Source organism: Paraburkholderia sp. SIMBA_030 (assembly GCF_046535245.1).
GTDB lineage: Bacteria > Pseudomonadota > Gammaproteobacteria > Burkholderiales > Burkholderiaceae > Paraburkholderia.
Window position 1 is genome coordinate 85260 of the sequence record NZ_JAWRXB010000021.1, and the last position, 15821, is coordinate 101080.

The following is a 15821-nucleotide window of genomic DNA, read 5'->3' on the forward strand; positions in this document are numbered from 1 at the left end:
TCCATCCTCTGCTCGCAGCGAGTCTGCAGGTCGAAATCGTGGTGAGTCCGCCGCTCGAACCGCAGCGCAACTATCGATCAAATCGAGCGGAGCGACAACGTCTTATGGAATGACCAACGTCTTCACGAGTGTTAGTCTGACTTTGTGACGCAGTAAGATTAGCCGCCGTCAAAAGCGTTCGAGCGCCTGCTTCATTCGCTGCACGCCGGTTTCAATATCGGCCACGCCAGGCGCCGCGAATGACAGCCGCAGCGCTGCCGCATCGATATTGTCTTTATAGAACGCGACGCCCGGCACGAACATAACGTTGCGCTCGATACAGGCACACAGATAATCGGACGCATCCTGCCCGCCCGCCAGGCGCGCCCACACGAACATGCCGCCATCCGGACGATGAAACGCGATGCCGCCGGGCAGGTGCGTGCCGAGCGCGTCGCACAGCGTGCGGCACTTGACGGCGTATGCGTCGACGATCCGCGGCAGATGGCACTCCAGCGCGCCGCTCGCGAGGTATTCAGCGGCGATCGCCTGGGTCCACGGCGAACTGCACAGGTCGACGGTCTGCTTCGCGACCACGCAGCGGCGCAGGATTTCCGCATGCGCGACCATCCAGCCCACCCGCAAACCGGGCGCGACGATCTTCGACAAACTCGAAAAATGCACCACCCAGTCGCGCGAGCCCGGCACCTGTTCGGAGAGCGCGAGCAGCGACGGCAACGCCGTGCCGCTGAAACGCAGGTCGCCATAGGGATCGTCTTCAACGATCACGAAGCAGTGGCGTGCCGCCAGTTCCAACAACGCCTTGCGCCGTTCCAGCGACAAGGTCGCGCCGGTCGGATTGGCAAATGTGGGCACGGTGTACAACAGCTTTGGCGGCCGGGCCAGGGTGCCCGCTTCGAGCAACGCAGCGAGAGCCGCGACGTCAAGTCCGTCCTGATCGACCGGCACGGTCACCACGTCGGCCTGTTGCAGCTTGAGCGCCTGCAAGGTCGCCGGATAAGCCGGTTGTTCGACCAGCACGACATCGCCCGGCGCGACCATCACGCGCAGCAGCAGATCGAAGCCTTGTTGCGAACCCGTCGTCACGAGCAATTCCTGCGGCGTGCAGGCCGTGCCGCGACGTGTCATCAATTGCGCGAGCTGGTCCTTGAGGATGGCGAGGCCATCGGTCGGGCCGTATTGCAGGCAAAGCGTGGTCTGCTGCGACGCACGCGCCGCGGCGGCGTCGAGCCCGTCGTGGTCGAACAGATCGCTTGCCGGATAGGCGCCGGCAAACGAAATCATGCCGGGTTGCGCCAGGTACTTGAACAGCTCGCGGATCGGCGAACCGGTCGGCGCTTCGAATGCGGGGTTGAACGTGAACATGTGACGGGCCGTTTCTCTGTCGATGGAGGATCGGCGTCGATTGTGGCCATCGTCCGTGTGCGCGGCAAACGATATCTACGCACTACGTATTGCATTTTCCGCATCATCTGCAGCGTGCGCCTAGACCACGTTCTTCTCCACAATCGGCCGGTTTTCGAGCACGCGAGCAAAGCTGAGCGCGCCGAGATCGAGCGTCGTATATCGCCCATGCAGAATCAATTCGCTGACGCCGCGGCCGGTTGCCGGGCCTTGCTGCAAACCATGGCCGCTAAAGCCGTTGGCGAAAATACAGTTATCGACATCCGGGTGATAGCCGATGATCGCGTTCTGGTCGAGCACGTTGTACTCGTAATAGCCGGACCAGCAGTTCTGCACGCGCAGCGCTTCGAATTGCGGCACCCGATGCGCGAGCGTCGGCCAGATCACCTCGTCGAATATCGCGTGATCGACTTCGTCGAGCGGCAAGTCGTCGGGATCGTTATCCGCTGAAGGCGAGGCGCCGCAGATAAACGATCGGCCTTCGGGACGGAAATACACGCCGCTCGGATCGATCAGCAGCGGACAACGTTCGAGCCGCGCGGGCGAACTGACGTTAAAAATACTGCGGCGGCGCGCGAACACCGGAAGGTCGATGCCGGCCATCTGCGCGACTTTGCGCGCCCAGGCGCCCGCGGCGTTCACCACCACGTCGCATGGGCAGGTTTCGCCGCTCGCGGTCCGCACTTGCGTGACGCGCTTGCCGTCGCGCTGCAGCGCGGTGACGTCGGCCGCGACAAAGCGCGCGCCGAGCGCCTGCGCTTTTTTGCGCAGCGCCTGCACGAGGCCGTAACCGTCGAACCAGCCTTCGCCGCTTTCGCCAAACGCGCCGGCCACGAGGTCTTCTGTATTGAGCCAGGGAAAGCGCGCTTGCAACGCGGCTTTGTCGAGCAGACTGATATCGGCGCCCAGACTTGTTTGCAGCGCGTGATTCGCGCGCAGCGTTGCCTCACCGGCGGGCGTCGCGAGAAAGAGATAGCCGCCTTCGTGCAGATCGATCGACGGTTTCGCGCCGTCGATCTCGAGCAGTTCGCCGATCGAGCGCAGAAACTCGATGCCGAACAGCGACATCTGAATGGAAAGCGGCGTGGAGAATTGCTGACGGATCGACGCCGCCGATAACGCCGACGACGAACGTGCGTAAGTCGGATCGCGTTCGATCACGGTGACGCTGACCGTCGGGTCCGACGCCTTTAGAAAATACGCAATCGAGCTGCCGATTACCCCACCGCCGACGATCACGACTTTGGAACTCACGTCCTACCCCACGAGAAGCGTGGCCGCTCTGAAACGGCGGGCGGCGCAAGCGGATTGCTGAAGAGATGTGTGCGCAGCGGTGCGTGAACGCGCCGCTGCTTTCTGTCGAAGCTGCCGAAGCTGCCGAAGCTTCTGAATACGCTACCGCTGTCAGCCGATATTGAAGTCGATGCCCTGCGCGAGCGGCAATGCCGACGAGTAGTTGACCGTGTTGGTCCCGCGGCGCATGTAAGCCTTCCACGCATCCGAGCCCGACTCGCGGCCGCCACCGGTTTCCTTCTCGCCGCCGAACGCGCCGCCGATTTCCGCGCCGCTCGGCCCGATGTTCACGTTAGCGATGCCGCAATCGCTGCCCGAGTCGGACAGGAAGCGCTCCGCTTCGCGCAGATCGGTCGTGAACACGCACGACGACAGACCATGCACCGCCGCATTGTTCGCCTCGACTGCGTCCGCGAAATCCGCATAGCGCAACACGTAGAGAATCGGTGCGAACGTTTCCTTCAACACCACCGACGTTTGCGACGGCATTTCAACGAGTGCCGGACGCACGTAGTGACCGCCTTCATAACCCTTCACGTCGACACGCTCGCCGCCGAACACCTTGCCGCCTTCGGCCGTGGCCTGCTGCAGCGCTTCTTGCATGCGCGCATACGATTGCTTGTCGATCAGCGGCCCCATCAGCGTGCCCTTTTCGAGCGGATTGCCGATCGGCACCTTGCTGTACAACTGCTTCAGACGCTCGACGGTCTTGTCATAGACGCTCTCGTGCACGAACAAACGCCGCAGCGACGTGCAGCGCTGCCCTGCCGTGCCCACCGCCGAGAACAGGATGCCGCGCATCGCGAGTTCGTGATCCGCGGTTTGCGTGACGATGCCGGCATTGTTGCCGCCGAGTTCGAGCAGCGAGCGGCCAAAGCGCTTCGCGACTTCCACGCCGACCGTGCGGCCCATTTCCGTGCTGCCCGTCGCGCTGACGATCGACGCGCGCGGGTCGGCCACCAGCTTCGCGCCGACATCGCGGCCGCCGTTGATCAGCGCGGTGAGGCCGGCCGGTGCGTCGCCGAATTCCTTCAGCGCCTCATTGAGAATCTGATTGACGGCGAGCGCGGTCAGCGGCGTCTTTTCCGACGGCTTCCAGATCACCGCATTGCCGCACACCAGCGCGAGCGCCGCATTCCACGACCACACGGCCGCCGGGAAGTTGAACGCGGAGATCACGACGCAGGTGCCCATCGGGTGCCAGGTTTCGGCCATCCGGTGGCCCGGACGCTCCGAGGCGATCGTCAGACCGTACAGCTGACGCGACAGACCGACGGCGAAGTCGCAGATGTCGATCATTTCCTGCACTTCGCCCATGCCTTCCTGGAGAATCTTGCCGGTTTCGAGCGTGATGATGCTGCCGAGCGCGTGCTTCTTTTCGCGCAGACGGTTGCCGAGCAAGCGCACCAGTTCGCCGCGGCGCGGCGCCGGGACGTTGCGCCATGCGGCATAGGCCTCTTTCGCATTGGCGAGGGCCGCGTCGACTTCCGCCACCGTGTTGCTGGCCACACGGCCGATGAGTTCGCCCGTAATCGGCGAATGAACCGCGATGTCGCCGGCTTGCGCTGCATGGGCGATGCCGAGATCGGAGAGGATGGTGGAAGCGTCCATGAGAATCCCTTTAATTTCCAATGCGAAACAAGAGTAAGTTCGGAAACTATACACGCGGGTTTTTGCGGCGGCAAGGGTATTTGCCCGGGGCTGACGGCCGAATCACGCTTCCAGGCCGTGTCAGCCTTTGTTGAGCAAGTGGATCACGGACACGGAACGGCTGCCGGGCGCGCCGATGGCGACGCTTCGGCGATGCCTCGCTGCGAACTCAATCGTTTCTTATTGGAAATAACCGCCGTTCACAGTCCGCATCCGAACGAGCGCCTGTGCCGCCTTGCATCGGGTCGTTCTTGACCAATAAATAACCGTATGGTTATGATTAAGACATGCAAACCGATCCCGACAATCTCTTCAAGGCACTCGCCGATCCAACCCGCCGGGCGATCTTCGAGCGTCTCGCGCGTGACGGTGAGCAGAGCGTACGCGCGCTGACCGATGTGGCCGGCGTGTCGCAACCCATGGTCTCCAAGCACCTCGGCATCCTCAAACTCGCGGGTCTGGTGCGCGATCGTCCGCAAGGGCGCTCGGTTTACTACAGCGCCGACCCGCAAAGCCTGGCCCCGTTGATCGACTGGATGAGTCTTTACGGCGCCTTCTGGCGCGACCGGTTCGATCGCCTCGAAACACTCTTGAACCGGATGGACCAATGACCACGAACCCTGCTGCCACGCGCTCCGTTGTCGTCGAACGGGACATGCCTCATTCGCCGGAGAAGGTCTGGCGCGCCCTCACCCAAGGGCCACTGATCGAAGAATGGCTGATGGCGAATGATTTTCTGCCGGTCGTCGGCCACAAGTTCACGTTCCGCGCCGCGCCGATGGCGCATTGGAACGGCGTGACGGACTGTGAAGTGCTGGTGGTCGAACCGAACGAAACGCTTGCCTATAGCTGGAACGCATCGGGCGAAGAAGCGGCCAACGGACTGAAAACCGTCGTCACGTGGACGCTCATGCCGACCCGGCGCGGCGTGCTCGTGCGCATGGAGCAAAGCGGCTTCAGGCCTGAAGACGAACAGAACTACCAGGGCGCGAACTACGGCTGGCAACGGTTCGTCGGCGGTTTGGAAAATGTGGTGGCAGGACTGGACTGACAAGGCACGCGATCAATCACAAGGAGAAGAACATGAAGACACGCGTATCCCGCTATCACCCGTTGCTGGTGACGCTGCACTGGCTGCTTGCGCTATTGATCACCGGTGCGCTGGTTGTCGGTTTCTTCGGACTTGCCGCGACGCCGAACACCGATCCCCAGAAGATCGGCGTCTTACGCTTGCACATGGCCGGCGGCATGCTGATTCTCGGCCTGATGGCGATTCGCTTCGTCGTGCGGATGCTGAGCGCGAGACCGGCGCGTGCGACGAGCGGCCATCCATCGCTCGATCGAATCGTGCCGCTCTTTCACTACGGATTCTATGTACTGGTCGTGGCGATGGTGGCGACCGGCTTCGCGACGGGCATTCTCGCCGGGCTGCCGGCGATCGTGTTCGCCGGTTCGGGGGCGCCGTTGCCGCCGAGCTTTGCGATCTATCCGACCCGGGTGGCGCATGGCTATCTAGCCGTTGTGCTGGTCGGTTTTATCGCGTTGCATGTGGTTGCCGCGCTTTATCACCAGTTCAGCAAAAAGGATCGCCTGCTTGGCCGGATGTGGTTCGGGCACCGGGCGATCCCGCCGTCTGCGGGGCAATGATCGCGGAGAAGCAACGGTAATACGTGCATCAGGCCGGGGAGCCACACAGCGGAGACTGCAATCTCCTGTGCTCCTCTTACCTTCGCCGCGCCCTCAAACGCCCGCCATCAGCCTGTCGACCAGCACTCGGGCAAACGGCGGCAAATCCTTCACGCTGCGCACGCATATCTTGAGCTTACGTTCGGCCCATGCATCATTAAGTGCGACGATGGCGATCTGCTTCGTCTTCTTGTGACGCAGCGCGACTGACTCCGGCACGATGCCGATGCCCACGCCCGCCTCGATCATCCGGCACGCCGCCTCGAAGTTGCCCACCTGAATGCGCAGCTTCAGACGAGCGCCGAGTGCGTCGGCGGCGCTGATGACGAATGCGTGGATTGCGCTGGACGTTGGCAGGCTCACGAAGTTGGCGTCGAGCAATTGCGCGAAATCAACCGAGGACCGCTTCGCCAACGCGTGATCGGGTGATGTGACCAGCACCAGCCGATCGTCGCGATACGGCAGCATTTCCAGATGTTCCGCGTGCACGTTACCCGCGACGATACCGATATCCGTCGCGCTATCCGCCACCCCTTTGACGATTTCACCGCTCAGCACTTCGCGCAGATCGATGTTGACGTCCGGATGGTCCCGCAGAAAGTGGCTCAGCACGGCGGGCAGAAACTCGCTGATCGCGGTGGTATTGGCCCAGATGCGCACGTGGCCCTTGATGCCTTCGCCATACTCCTGCATGTCGCCGGCCAGATGCTCGACCCGTTCGAGCACGAGCCGCGCATGATGCACGAAGGCTTCGCCCGCGGGCGTGAGTGTCACGCCCTGACTGGTTCGATAAAGCAGCTTGAAGCCGAGCTGCTCTTCGAGATTCTTGACCCGGTTGCTTGCCGCCGGCGCCGACAGATGCGACCGCTCCGCCGCACGCGCGAGGTTCTGCGTGTCGGCGATGTTGAGGAGCAAGCGCAAATCCACGAAATCGAAATGCATGATGAAAGCCAGGGATGAAACGCCAATGGACGCTCGCAATGCAAAGGCCAATCTTAACCGGGCGCGAAGCAAGCGTTCGAAAAAACCGAATTCCCTGCGGGTACCGACGCTGTCAGAGTGAGCCGATTCGCGCTTCGGTTCGATAAAAGCGCTTAATTTTGGGGAGACAGTGTTGAAGATTCTGGTGCCAGTCAAGAGAGTGGTCGATTACAACGTGAAGGTCCGGGTGAAGTCGGACGGTACGGGCGTCGATATTGCGAATGTGAAGATGTCGATGAATCCGTTCGATGAGATCGCGGTTGAAGAAGCGGTTCGTCTGAAGGAAGCAGGCATTGCTACCGAAGTGGTGGCCGTTTCTTGCGGGGTGGCGCAGGCACAGGAGACGTTGCGCACCGCGCTGGCAATTGGCGCGGACCGGGCGGTTCTTGTCGAGTCTTATGAGGATCTGCAACCATTGGCAGTGGCGAAACTGCTGAAGGCGCTGGTCGACAAGGAACAGCCGCAGCTGATCATCCTCGGCAAGCAGGCCATCGACGACGATTCGAACCAGACCGGCCAGATGCTCGCCGCGCTGGCTAATCTGCCGCAGGCGACGTTTGCCTCGAAAGTTGTGGTCGCGGACGGCAAGGCAACGGTGTCGCGTGAAGTGGACGGCGGCGCTGAAACGCTGTCGCTGACGCTGCCGGCCGTGGTCACGACCGACCTGCGCCTGAACGAGCCGCGCTACGTGACGCGGCGAGAACTACACCAAGGTTCTGGAGCCGCTGGCGGACAAGCTGAACGCAGCGCTGGGTGCCTCGCGTGCGGCCGTGGATGCGGGCTTCGTGCCGAACGACTACCAGGTTGGGCAAACCGGCAAGATCGTCGCACCGCAACTGTACGTGGCAGTCGGCATCTCGGGTGCGATCCAGCATCTGGCCGGCATGAAGGACTCGAAGGTCATCGTCGCAGTCAACAAGGACCCGGAAGCGCCGATTTTCAGCGTCGCCGATTACGGTCTGGTGGGCGACCTGTTCACGCTCGTGCCGGAACTTGCAGGCGAAGTGGCCTGAAGCAAAGCCGGGGGCGCGGCGAGCTAGCCACGCCTGATGGACCGTTCCGACGAGCACGCAGTGCGAGGCGGGAAGAATGACTGCCTTGTCACTAAGTCCGAATGTACGAGAACACGGATACTAGGCGCAGGTGCCCAAACCGCCTTGCGGTTTGATGAAGTACCGCCACGGCGCGCGCAGCGCCGCCGGAAGTATGACTGCCTTGTCACCAGGGCTGAATGTGCGAAGGCACCGATTCCAGATGCTCCACTGCCTCCTCCGAGCCAGGGGACCCGCTTCAAAGCTAGCGGTGTGAGCCGCTTTCTTTTGCCTACTTTTCTTTGCGGCCGGCAAAGAAAAGTAGGTGCCCCCCCGCACAGGGGGAACGCTAATAAACCAATATCAAAGCAAGGAAAGGCGACGCCGTAGGCACACAGACAACAAACGCCGCGTAGGCAAAAAGACAAAAGACCTACCTATCCTCCACAATCCGCCGAGCCTTCAAAATCACTGGCAAATCAACCATCTTGCCGTCAACGGCCACCGCAGCGCCGTCGCTAGCTCCCACAGCAGCCAACACCCGCCGCGCCCACGCCTGCTCGCGGTCGGTCCACGCATAAGCTCGATGCACCGCATCAACCTGCTTCGGATGAATGCACAGCTTGCCGCCGAAGCCAAAGCGCCGGCCACGCCGCGCGTCGGCTTCGATCGCTTCGATATCAACGATGGTCGTGGACACCCCATCCACCGGCGCGCCAATGCCGGCCAACCGCGACGACAGCACGATCTGCGAGCGAAACAGATGCAACTCCTCATCATCGCCGTCGATGCCGAGATCGATCTGAAAATCGAGCGTCCCGAACACAATGCGGCTCACGCGCGGCGCCGCGCATAGCACCGCGAGATTCGCAAAACCGCGCGCGGTTTCGACGATCGGCAACACGGTCAACGCGGAATGCGCATGGGCCAGCACGACCTCGATCTGTTCTCGCGTCTCGGCCTTCGGCAACACAATGCCGGCAACACCCGGATGCGCCACCAGTGCAGCGATGTCTTCGCTAAACCATGACGTATCCGAGCCGTTGATCCGCACCCATGCACGGCGTGATGCATCGCCCGATACAGCGGCAAGCACCGCCGCGCGCGCCGCGGGTTTTTCATCGGGCTGCACGGCGTCTTCGAGATCGAGAATCACCGCGTCCGCGCCGGCCGCGTGCGCTTTCTCGAAGCGCTGCGGCCGGTTGCCGGGCACGAACAGGTACGAACGCGGCAACGCGGCGCTCATGCGGCCACCGTCTCTTCGAACACCAATTCGACCCGTGCCCGCCCGGCAATATGCCATGCCTTACCGAGCAGTCGCGCGGCCTCGCCTTCGGTCGCCGCGCCGGAAAACGCCGCCAGCCGATGCAGCTTGGCCGCGATCTCATCGCGCGACAGCGTATTGCCCGGGTCGCCCTTCGGTTCGTCGACGCGGCCCGTCAGCGTGCGACCGTCGCGTGTCGTTACCGTCACCTTGCCGATCCAGCGGGCCGGATAGGCGGCATCGACTTCGGCGTCGAAGGCCATCTCGACGTTGTCGCGGAAGGCGGCGATCGAATCTGCATCGAAGCCCTGCGCGAACTCGGTCACGCCCGCGTAACCGTGATACGCGACGAGCCCGAGCACCGTGCCCATGTTGAACTTCGCCTGGTGCACGGTGCGTGGCGTGACGACTGCGCCGAGCACGTCGATTGCGCCCTGGTGAACGTGCGCGACCACCTTCGCGATGTCGCGCGGCGCGAGGCAATGTTCCTGCACCACTGCGAGCAACGCATCGGCGGCAGGATGCGTATGGCGGCAAGCGGCGTGGTACTTGAACGACGTCTCGGCCGTCGCCCAGCGCGTGCCAAGACGATCGACGAGGCGCGCCGGATCGGCGTCGCTCGACATGCCCGCGGCCATCCCTTGCGCGCCTTCGAGAATACGCGTCGCACCCTTGAAACCGTCGGCGGCGAGTTGCGCTGACATCAAACCGTTGGCGGCGGCCATTGCAGTGTGCAGTTGCTTGGAATCGGCGGCGTCGCGCAAAAACTCCCACAAGCCGCTCGCTTGCGTGCCCGCCGAGCCGAACGCATCGAGCATCTGCGTCGGCGACAACCCGAGCAAACGTCCGGCAGTAGCCGCCGCCGCGACCGTGCCGACAGTGCCGGTGGTATGAAACACCTTGTAGTGCGAGCGTCCGAGGAATTCGCCGATGCGGATGCCGACTTCATAGCCCGCCACTGCCGCCGCGATGAAGTCCCGGCCCGACGCGCGGTTGGCCTGCGCCAACGCAAGCGCCACCGGAAACACAACGGTCGCCGGATGGAACACCGAGCCGTTGTGCACGTCATCCTGTTCGGCGAAATGCGACGCCGCGCCGTTGACTATCGCCGCGAAATACGGCGTGGTGCGGCTACGGTCGATCAGGACTTCGCACGGGTCGTGCTTGGCGCTGCCACCAGCCTGGCGCGCAAAACGCGCGATCGTTTCGACCGGCCGCGCGCCTTTGCCGGCCAGCGCCGAGCCGAGCCAATCGACATAAAGGTTGACGGTGCGCTCGACCACCCCTGGCGGAATGCTGTCGAAATCGAGTTGAGCGGCGAAGGTCGCAAGCGTAAGGCTGGGATGGTCGGTCATAGCGAGGTTGCTTTAGAGTCGCGTCAGGTTCGTTCAGATCGTCGGCGTGGAATCCTTCACACGTCGAAACAGGAGGCACAGTTCAAATCGTGCCGGCTTCGCGCAGCGCGTCGATCCGTTCGCTGTCGTAGCCGAGTTCGCGCAGGATGGCGTCGGTATGCTCGCCAAGTGCGGGTACGGGGTCCATGCGCGGGTCGAAGCCGGTTGGCAAGCCAGGCGGCAATAATGCGGGCACTGTGCCCGCCGACGTGCCGACTTCGTGCCAGCGCTCACGCGCCTTCAACTGCGGATGCACCCACACGTCGGTCAACGTATTCATCTGCGCGTTGGCGATACTGGCGTTGTCGAGCCGTTCGATCACCTGCGCGGCGGTCAGCTTCGCGAACGCGGCGACGATCACGTCACGCAATGCCTCGCGTGCCGACGTGCGTTTTGAATTCGACGCGAAGCGCTCATCGGTAGCGAGTTCAGGTTGCACGAGCACGCGCTCGCAGAATAGTTTCCATTCGCGCTCGTTTTGCAGACCGAGCATCACCGTCTTGCCATCGCCGGCGGGGAACGGCCCATACGGATAGATAGTGGCGTGCGCCGCGCCGGACAGCGCGGGCGGCTGTTGACCATCGATCGCGTAGTACAGCGGATAACCCATCCACTCGACCATGCTCTCCAGCATCGACACATCGATCCGGCAACCGCGTCCCGTGCGGCCACGCAATAGCAGCGCGCTGAGAATGTTCGAATACGCGTACATGCCGGCGGCGATATCGGCAATCGAGCAACCGGCTTTGGCCGGCGCACCCGGCGAACCGGTGATCGACAGAAAACCGGATTCGCTCTGAATCAGCAGGTCGTACGCTTTCTTGTCGCGGTACGGGCCATCGGCGCCATAGCCGGAAATATCGCAGACGATCAGCTTGGGGTACTTCGCGCTCAACGCGTCATAACCGAGCCCGAGCCGGTCGGCCGCACCGGGCGCGAGGTTCTGCACCAGCACGTCGGCATCGGCGACCAGTGCATCCAGAATCTCCGCCGCCTCGGGCTGCTTGAGATCGAGCGCGAGACTTTCCTTCGAGCGATTGGTCCAGACGAAATGCGAAGACAGTCCATGCACGCGCTCATCGTAGCCACGCGCGAAATCGCCGGCACCGGGCCGCTCGATCTTGATCACACGCGCGCCGAGATCGGCAAGCTGACGCGTACAGAACGGCGCGGCGATCGCGTGTTCGAGCGTGACGACCTTGATACCGTCGAGTGGTCTCATGTGTGTGTCAGCCCGGAAATCAGAACGAACGCGGCAGCCCGAGAATATGCTCGGCCACGTACGAGAGAATCAGATTGGTGGAAATTGGAGCAACCTGGTACAGACGCGTTTCGCGGAATTTGCGTTCGACGTCGTATTCGCAGGCGAAGCCGAAACCGCCGTGGAATTGCAAACATGCATTGGCCGCTTCCCACGAAGCATCGGCGGCGAGAAGTTTCGCCATGTTCGCTTGTGCACCGCACGGCTCGTGTGCATCGAAACGGCGGGCCGCTTCGAAACGCATCAGACTGGCCGCTTCGACATTGATGAACGAGCGCGCGATCGGGAACTGCACGCCCTGATTCTGGCCGATCGGGCGGCCGAACACGACGCGTTCTTTAGCGTACGCGGTGACCTTGTCGACGAACCAGTAACCGTCGCCGATACATTCCGCGGCGATCAGCGTGCGTTCCGCGTTCAGGCCGTCGAGGATGTATTTGAAGCCCTGCCCTTCTTCGCCGATCAGATTCTCGGCGGGGATTTCGAGGTTATCGAAGAACAGTTCATTGGTCTCGTGATTGACCATGTTCGGAATCGGCTGCACCGTCATGCCGTGGCCAATCGCTTCGCGCAAGTCGACGATAAAGATCGACATGCCTTCCGATTTCTTCTTTACGTCCGAAAGCGGCGTAGTGCGCGCCAGCAGGATCATCAGATCCGAATGCTGCACGCGCGAGATCCACACCTTCTGGCCGTTGATCACGTAGCGGTCGCCGCGTCGCTCGGCGGTGGTCTTGATCCTGGTGGTGTCGGTGCCAGTGGTCGGCTCGGTCACGCCCATCGATTGCAGACGCAGATCGCCGCTGGCGATCTGCGGCAGATACTTGCGCTTTTGCTCCTCGGAGCCGTGACGCAGCAGCGTGCCCATGTTGTACATCTGACCATGACACGCGCCGGAGTTGCCGCCGGCACGATTGATTTCTTCCATGATCACGGACGCTTCCGTCAGCCCCAATCCCGAGCCGCCGAAGTCCTGCGTGATCAACGCGGCGAGCCAGCCGGCCTTGGTCAGCGCGTCGACGAACGCTTCGGGATAGCCGCGTGCTTCGTCGATCTTGCGGAAGTACTCGCCGGAGAACTGCTGGCACAGATCGCGAACGGCCTCGCGAATGTCCTGAAAGGAATCCTGTTGCGTGGTTTGCATAATCGAATCTCGTGTAGTTCAGGCCAGCGTGGCCGTCGCGCGCATCGTCAGATAGCCTTCGTGGTCTTTGGCCCACAGGTCGATGGTCTTGCCGTCGGCGGAAGGTTTGCCGCAGACCGTGAAAGGCTGGCCGGCGAAGGTCGGGCGCAGCGCCTTGAACGCGAAGCTTTGCAGCGTCGCGTTGGGCTGTTCGCGGCGCACCAGATCGACCAGCAAGGTCGCAATCAGCGGACCGTGGACGATCAGGCCCGGGTAGCCCTCCACCTGCGTGACGTACGGGTAGTCGTAATGGATGCGATGACCGTTGAAGGTCAACGCGGAGTAGCGGAACAGCATCACCGCGTCTGCGTCGATGGTGCGCCGCCATGTTTCGCCTTCCGGTGCGAGCGCCGGTTGCGGCGGGCGGGCGCCCTCTTGCGGCGCATCGCGATAGACGATGTCGTGTTCCTCTTCGAGCTTCAGTTCGCCGTTGGCTTCGATCGCGTGCTGCACAGTGACGAACACGAGACGGCCCGACCGGCCGGTCTTGTCTTCGATATTGGCGATGGTGGCGGTACGTTTGGCGTGCTCGCCGACTCTGAGCGGCGCGTGAAAGGTCAGGCGGCCACCGGCCCACATGCGGCGCGGCAACGGCACCGGCGGCAGGAAACCACCGCGCCTGGGATGGCCGTCCGGCCCGACCTCGGACAAAGGCGCGGTCGGCAGAAAGTACAGCCAGTGCCACAACGGCGGCACCGTATTGCCGCTTTCTTCCCGATCGAGCGTGGCGGCCATTGCCGTCAGCGGAAAGGCCGTGATGTCGTCCTCGGTCACCGCCTCCTTGTTGAGCCAGTCGTCGAGTTTCTCGGGGGAGGCAGGCATGTGCGAAGTCTCCGAATACGCTTATTGGGGTTAATAGGGTCTTACTATGAACCCGGCGCTACGTTTCGCGAAGTTTGCATTTTTGAACCCGGCCTTTTCTTTTGCTTAAGACGCCCGCGTAGCGGGCGATCCGACCACGCTTCGCCGCGCAAATGGGCAGACGCTTCGTCTTCAATGCGCTGCCAGATTTCGATCGCCATCGGCTTTTCGCCTTCTTCCATGATGTGGCCGACCAAACCGATCGCGCGCGCCATCACGCCGAAGCCGCGCACGATCCCGACGAATACCGAGCCGAGCCCGCACAGCCGACGTTCTGCCACAGACGTCCAAACCTCAACTGCGCGCCGTCTTCACGAATCGCGACCGCGTCGGGCGTGGCGGCGGCCCAGTAACGCGGAATGTCGCTGATCTTGTGCGGCTCCAGTCCAGCCAATGTCATGTTCCTTATCCCCTGTGCTGCGCGACACGTGAAATGCGCCGCTCGACTGGATGCCAGTGTGTTCGAGCCGCGCGGCCCGAACAATTTGTTTTCAGCGAAGTGGGGATTCGGCGTGGCTTAACCTGGTAGTTTTACTGACGCCTCGCCGGCGCCGCTCGCCAAACGCAAAGAATTGGAGAGCAAGAGTCGGAGTGCGTGAAATTGAACGCGTGCTTACACTCCGTCATCGATCGATGATCGCCTGACGGAGAATGCTCGTGAATACTATTGTTGCGAATTCGCTGGAGCTGGAATTGGAGCCTGAGCGTCCCGCTGAGCAGGATGCTGGCATCGGCTCGCCGACGCAGCGCGTGGACGCGATCGACTGGTTCGATGTCGAAGAAGAGCTGAACGGCTACGGCTGCGCGATCCTGCGCAATCTGCTCACGCGCGACGAATGCGACGCGCTGACCGCGCTCTATCCGCAGGACGAGCTGTACCGCAGCCGCGTCGTGATGGCGCGGCATGGATTCGGCCGCGGCGAATACAGGTACTACGCGTATCCGCTGCCGCCGCTGGTGGGCGGTTTGCGCAGCGCGCTCTATCCGCGTCTGGCGCCCGTCGCGAATCGCTGGAATGCGGTCATGGATATCGACGTCCGCTATCCGGCCACGCACGCTGAATATATCGAGCGCTGTCACGCCGCCGGCCAGTTGCGCCCGACGCCGTTGATCCTTCAATACGCCAAGGACGATTACAACTGTCTGCATCAGGATCTGTACGGCGAGCACGTGTTTCCGCTTCAGGTCGCGATTCTGCTGTCCGAGCCAGGCAAGGACTTCACCGGCGGCGAGTTCGTGATCACGGAGCAGCGCCCGCGGATGCAGTCGCGCGCGGAAGTCGTGCCGCTCGGCAAGGGCGATGCGGTGGTGTTCGCGGTTCATCATCGGCCGGTGCAAGGCACGCGAGGCGCGTATCGGGTGAATCTGCGGCATGGCGTGAGCCGGCTGCGGTCTGGTCATCGGCACACGCTGGGGGTTATTTTTCATGATGCGGCTTGACCTTGCCTGAGCCTGCTTGAGCCGGCGTGCTGGCGTGCCGCCAGCCGTGGCCGCCGCCGCGCTGGTGCCGCCGCCTGACTCCGACCTCCGTCCTTGCCAGCTCGCCGCGCTGCTGCGCCGCCGCAAAAATTCGACTACCGTAATTTTGAACCAGTATCATCCGGGGAAACCCGAACCCGCCGACGCGCTGCGCCACCCTTTGCAGCGCGTCGGCGCGCCTGTTCGTGAGTTCATTGCCCGTCGTCGGACGGGGCTTTCAGCTGGTGATCCCGGCATGGCGGCCCTATTCGGCGATATGAAGGTGGCGGGCCGCATGTCCGCCCTGTCGCAATCGGTCAAAAGCCGGTCGCGGTCATTTAGCCTGGATATCATC

At 62.6% G+C, this 15821-nt stretch carries 14 protein-coding genes and 3 pseudogenes; 6 read left to right on the plus strand and 11 right to left on the minus strand.

Annotated features, from left to right (window positions below):
* Positions 1-168: 168 nt before the first annotated feature.
* The 3 genes from SB772_RS30485 to SB772_RS30495 all read right to left on the minus strand — a co-directional run bounded on the left by SB772_RS30485 (position 169) and on the right by SB772_RS30495 (position 4308).
* On the minus strand, positions 169-1365 hold the full coding sequence (locus SB772_RS30485; RefSeq protein ID WP_410836876.1) for a PLP-dependent aminotransferase family protein: 1197 nt from the start codon (positions 1363-1365) through the stop codon (positions 169-171).
* Between the two features lie 120 nt (positions 1366-1485).
* Positions 1486-2658: an NAD(P)/FAD-dependent oxidoreductase gene (locus tag SB772_RS30490; protein WP_410836877.1), complete on the minus strand. Its 1173-nt coding sequence runs from the start codon at positions 2656-2658 to the stop codon at positions 1486-1488.
* 150 nt (positions 2659-2808) lie between these two features.
* Positions 2809-4308 carry an aldehyde dehydrogenase family protein gene (locus tag SB772_RS30495; RefSeq protein ID WP_410836878.1) on the minus strand — a complete coding sequence of 500 codons (1500 nt, stop codon included), beginning with the start codon at positions 4306-4308 and terminating at the stop codon, positions 2809-2811.
* Between the two features lie 326 nt (positions 4309-4634).
* On the opposite strand from SB772_RS30495, the gene SB772_RS30500 reads away from it, so the two are divergent.
* Genes SB772_RS30500 through SB772_RS30510 form a run of 3 tightly spaced genes read left to right on the plus strand, consistent with a single transcriptional unit; the run spans position 4635 to position 5994 of the window.
* Positions 4635-4958 carry an ArsR/SmtB family transcription factor gene (locus SB772_RS30500; RefSeq protein WP_410836879.1) on the plus strand — a complete coding sequence of 108 codons (324 nt, stop codon included), beginning with the start codon at positions 4635-4637 and terminating at the stop codon, positions 4956-4958.
* Positions 4955-5398 carry an SRPBCC family protein gene (locus SB772_RS30505; protein WP_410836880.1) on the plus strand — a complete coding sequence of 148 codons (444 nt, stop codon included), beginning with the start codon at positions 4955-4957 and terminating at the stop codon, positions 5396-5398. The genes SB772_RS30500 and SB772_RS30505 overlap by 4 nt, the downstream gene beginning before the upstream one ends.
* A gap of 32 nt (positions 5399-5430) precedes the next feature.
* A complete protein-coding gene (locus SB772_RS30510; RefSeq protein ID WP_410836881.1) occupies positions 5431-5994 on the plus strand; it encodes a cytochrome b in 564 nt (187 codons plus the stop codon).
* Positions 5995-6087: 93 nt separating this feature from the next.
* On the opposite strand, the gene SB772_RS30515 is transcribed toward SB772_RS30510, so the two are convergent.
* Positions 6088-6975 carry a LysR family transcriptional regulator gene (locus SB772_RS30515; RefSeq protein WP_410836882.1) on the minus strand — a complete coding sequence of 296 codons (888 nt, stop codon included), beginning with the start codon at positions 6973-6975 and terminating at the stop codon, positions 6088-6090.
* Positions 6976-7147: 172 nt separating this feature from the next.
* Between SB772_RS30515 and SB772_RS30520 the strand changes: the two are divergent.
* Positions 7148-7708 (plus strand): annotated as a pseudogene (locus SB772_RS30520) (electron transfer flavoprotein subunit beta/FixA family protein); the annotation flags it as partial.
* 1 nt (position 7709) lies between these two features.
* Positions 7710-8027, plus strand: a pseudogene (locus tag SB772_RS30525) (electron transfer flavoprotein subunit alpha/FixB family protein); the annotation flags it as partial.
* Positions 8028-8478: 451 nt separating this feature from the next.
* Here the strand turns inward: SB772_RS30525 and SB772_RS30530 are convergent.
* The 7 genes and pseudogenes from SB772_RS30530 to SB772_RS30560 all read right to left on the minus strand — a co-directional run bounded on the left by SB772_RS30530 (position 8479) and on the right by SB772_RS30560 (position 14408).
* A complete protein-coding gene (locus tag SB772_RS30530) occupies positions 8479-9291 on the minus strand; it encodes an HpcH/HpaI aldolase/citrate lyase family protein (protein WP_410836883.1) in 813 nt (270 codons plus the stop codon).
* Entirely contained in the window at positions 9288-10664 is a 1377-nt protein-coding gene (locus SB772_RS30535; RefSeq protein ID WP_410836884.1) for an MmgE/PrpD family protein, read from the minus strand. Before SB772_RS30535 ends, SB772_RS30530 begins: the two co-directional genes overlap by 4 nt.
* A gap of 82 nt (positions 10665-10746) precedes the next feature.
* The gene (locus tag SB772_RS30540) at positions 10747-11925 is read right to left on the minus strand and encodes a CaiB/BaiF CoA transferase family protein (RefSeq protein ID WP_410836885.1); all 1179 of its coding nucleotides are present in this window, start codon (positions 11923-11925) and stop codon (positions 10747-10749) included.
* Between the two features lie 19 nt (positions 11926-11944).
* Positions 11945-13108 carry an acyl-CoA dehydrogenase family protein gene (locus SB772_RS30545; RefSeq protein ID WP_410836886.1) on the minus strand — a complete coding sequence of 388 codons (1164 nt, stop codon included), beginning with the start codon at positions 13106-13108 and terminating at the stop codon, positions 11945-11947.
* Between the two features lie 18 nt (positions 13109-13126).
* Entirely contained in the window at positions 13127-13969 is an 843-nt protein-coding gene (locus tag SB772_RS30550; protein WP_410836887.1) for a MaoC family dehydratase N-terminal domain-containing protein, read from the minus strand.
* Between the two features lie 161 nt (positions 13970-14130).
* Positions 14131-14244, minus strand: a pseudogene (locus SB772_RS30555) (citryl-CoA lyase); the annotation flags it as partial.
* Positions 14223-14408, minus strand: a complete 186-nt coding sequence (locus SB772_RS30560; protein WP_410836888.1) for a hypothetical protein — start codon at positions 14406-14408, stop codon at positions 14223-14225. The gene SB772_RS30560 and the pseudogene SB772_RS30555, both read right to left, overlap by 22 nt.
* Before the next feature lie 350 nt (positions 14409-14758).
* Between SB772_RS30560 and SB772_RS30565 the strand changes: the two genes are divergently transcribed.
* Positions 14759-15448, plus strand: a complete 690-nt coding sequence (locus SB772_RS30565; RefSeq protein WP_410836969.1) for a 2OG-Fe(II) oxygenase — start codon at positions 14759-14761, stop codon at positions 15446-15448.
* Positions 15449-15821 lie beyond the last annotated feature (373 nt).

Coding starts and splice junctions, on each gene's coding strand:
- SB772_RS30485 (WP_410836876.1), bottom strand. CDS start 1,365: ATGTTCACGTTCAACCCCGCATTCGAAGCGCCGACCGGTTCGCCGATC.
- SB772_RS30495 (WP_410836878.1), bottom strand. CDS start 4,308: ATGGACGCTTCCACCATCCTCTCCGATCTCGGCATCGCCCATGCAGCG.
- SB772_RS30500 (WP_410836879.1), top strand. CDS start 4,635: ATGCAAACCGATCCCGACAATCTCTTCAAGGCACTCGCCGATCCAACC.
- SB772_RS30505 (WP_410836880.1), top strand. CDS start 4,955: ATGACCACGAACCCTGCTGCCACGCGCTCCGTTGTCGTCGAACGGGAC.
- SB772_RS30510 (WP_410836881.1), top strand. CDS start 5,431: ATGAAGACACGCGTATCCCGCTATCACCCGTTGCTGGTGACGCTGCAC.
- SB772_RS30515 (WP_410836882.1), bottom strand. CDS start 6,975: ATGCATTTCGATTTCGTGGATTTGCGCTTGCTCCTCAACATCGCCGAC.
- SB772_RS30530 (WP_410836883.1), bottom strand. CDS start 9,291: ATGAGCGCCGCGTTGCCGCGTTCGTACCTGTTCGTGCCCGGCAACCGG.
- SB772_RS30535 (WP_410836884.1), bottom strand. CDS start 10,664: ATGACCGACCATCCCAGCCTTACGCTTGCGACCTTCGCCGCTCAACTC.
- SB772_RS30540 (WP_410836885.1), bottom strand. CDS start 11,925: ATGAGACCACTCGACGGTATCAAGGTCGTCACGCTCGAACACGCGATC.
- SB772_RS30545 (WP_410836886.1), bottom strand. CDS start 13,108: ATGCAAACCACGCAACAGGATTCCTTTCAGGACATTCGCGAGGCCGTT.
- SB772_RS30550 (WP_410836887.1), bottom strand. CDS start 13,969: ATGCCTGCCTCCCCCGAGAAACTCGACGACTGGCTCAACAAGGAGGCG.
- SB772_RS30560 (WP_410836888.1), bottom strand. CDS start 14,408: ATGACATTGGCTGGACTGGAGCCGCACAAGATCAGCGACATTCCGCGT.